At 72.2% G+C, this 2,248-nt stretch carries 3 protein-coding genes; all 3 read left to right on the top strand.

Going from position 1 to position 2,248, the window contains the following annotated elements:
• Positions 1 to 292, top strand: a 292-nt coding sequence (locus NQ160_RS22625) for a septum formation initiator family protein (protein ID WP_257517279.1), incomplete at its 5' end; no start/stop codon positions are given.
• Positions 293 to 330: 38 nt separating this feature from the next.
• A complete protein-coding gene (locus NQ160_RS22620) occupies positions 331 to 852 on the top strand; it encodes a DUF501 domain-containing protein (protein ID WP_257517278.1) in 522 nt (173 codons plus the stop codon).
• Complete coding sequence (locus NQ160_RS22615) at positions 849 to 2,138, top strand: S8 family serine peptidase (RefSeq protein ID WP_257517277.1); 1,290 nt, start codon at positions 849 to 851, stop codon at positions 2,136 to 2,138. Before NQ160_RS22620 ends, NQ160_RS22615 begins: the two co-directional genes overlap by 4 nt.
• Positions 2,139 to 2,248: the final 110 nt, after the last annotated feature.

The following is a 2,248-nucleotide window of genomic DNA, read 5'->3' as shown; positions in this document are numbered from 1 at the left end:
CGCCGAGCTCGAGGCGACGCGGGACCGCTGGGGAGACCCGGCCTACATCACGACCCAGGCGCGCGAGCGGCTGTACTACCACCGCCCCGGCGAGGTGGTGTTCCTCGTCGACAACGATCTGCCCGCGCTCGAGGTGCCGCAGGAGAGGGCACCGGTGAGTTCTGCCGTCGAAGAGACCCCACGCGACTGGATGACGCTCCTGGTGCGCTCGGTCGTCGCAGCCGGGACGGCCGAGACGGTGACGTACGAGATCGGCGTGCCCGACGAGCCCATGGAGCAACCCGCGCCCTGACAGGCATCTGTCCAGCCTGCTCACGGTAGCCTGGTGCAGTGAGCACCCCGCCGTTCGACCCTGCCGACGACGCCGACCTCGCGGTGCTCCGCGAGCAGCTCGGTCGCCCCCCGCGGGGTGTGCTGGGAATCGCCGCTCGGTGCGTCTGCGGCAACCCGACCGTCGTCGCGACGGCTCCGCGGCTGTCCGACGGAACGCCGTTTCCGACCTTCTACTACCTCACCCACCCGGGTGCGACCGCCGCGATGTCCAGGCTCGAAGCGGAGCAGGTCATGAAGGACCTCTCGGACGAACTCGCCGCGGACGAGGATCTGGCCGCCGCCTACCTGCGTGCGCACGAGGCGTACCTGCGTGACCGTGCGCCCTACGGCGAGGTGCCCGAGATCGACGGGATCTCCGCCGGCGGCATGCCCACGCGGGTCAAATGCCTGCATGCGCTGGCGGGGCACGCGCTGGCGGCGGGACCCGGTGTGAACCCGATCGGCGACCGCGCGCTGGAGCTGTCGGACTGGTCGCCCGAGCGGTGCACGTGTGCACACCCGGGCGGGCGGGTGTCATGAGCCGCAGGCTCGCAGCGGCCACGGTGATGCTCCTCAGCTTCGGGCTGCTGGGAGCCGCGCCCGCGCCTGCGCCGTCGCCGGCCCCGGTGAGCGTTCCCGACCCGGTGCGCGCCGCGCAGTACTGGCTCGACGACTACGGCATCCGCGAAGCCTGGGAGACCACGCGCGGCGCCGGCACCCGCATCGCGATCATCGACACGGGCGTCGCGCGGGGACCGGTGGAGCTGGGCGGCGTCGTCGCCGGCGCGGACTTCTCGGGACTGGGCTCGCCCGACGGCCGCACCCCCGTCGGAGCGGTGGATGCCGCGCACGGCAGCCTCGTGGCATCCCTCGCCGCCGGCCGGGGCACCGGCCCCGACGCCGGCGTGATCGGGGTGGCGCCCGAGGCGGAGCTGCTGTCGCTGTCGCTGTCGTTCGGCGCGGCCGCGTCGACACCGTTCGCCGATCAGGTGGCCGAGGCGATGCGCTGGGCGGTGGACCACGGGGCGGACGTGATCAACCTGTCGTTCACGACGAACACCCTCGACTGGCCGCAGAGCTGGGACGACGCGTTCCTCTATGCCCTCGAGCACGATGTCGTGGTGGTCGTCGCCGCAGGTAACCGCGGCAGCGGCACCGACCGGGTGGGGGCGCCGGCCACGATTCCAGGCGTGCTCACGGTCGGCGGCGTGGACCGCACGGGCAAGGCGAGCGTCGAGGCATCCACCCAGGGCATCACCATCGGGATCAGTGGTCCGAGCGAGGACCTGCTCGGCGTCTCTCCGGACGGGAACATCGTCCAGTGGAACGGCACGAGCGGTGCCGCGCCGATCGTCGCGGGCATCGCGGCGCTGGTCCGCTCGGCGCATCCGGAGCTCGACGCCGCCAACGTCATCAACCGCATCGTGAAGACGGCGACCCCGGCGGCGGGGGCGTCGGGCCCGCGCGACCCGCTCTACGGCTACGGCCTGGTCAATGCGTCCGCGGCGGTGGCGCAGCCGGTGGCTGCCGTCGAGGCCAACCCGATGGGTGACCTCAGGGAGTGGATCCGCCTGTACCGCCGAGCGGATGCCGCGCCCGCCCCGGTACCCACGACGGGCCCCGTCACCGTGCCCCCGCTGCCGGCCGCAGACACGGTCACCCGGCCGACCACGCCGCTGCTGCCGTCGGAACACACCCTCGTCTACGGCACGCTTCCGCTCTCGCTGGCCACCCTGGCCGGTATACTGGTTGCGCTCGGTGTCACTGCTGCTACCCGGCGCATCAGATCGGCTCGCGCGCAACGTGTGCCGAGCAGCCAAATCTAGGAGTTGTCTTCCCGTGACCAGCACCGTGCCCAGAATCCTCATCGTCGGCGGCGGCTATGCGGGGTTCTACACCGCATGGAAGCTCGAAAAGCACCTTCGCAAGGGCGAGG

The organism is Microbacterium sp. zg.Y909, assembly GCF_024626565.1.
This window is presented reverse-complemented; position numbering and strand designations above follow the sequence as displayed.

Excerpts from the sequence above, each read along its gene's own strand:
- NQ160_RS22615 (WP_257517277.1), top strand. The coding sequence starts at position 849 with ATGAGCCGCAGGCTCGCAGCGGCCACGGTGATGCTCCTCAGCTTCGGG.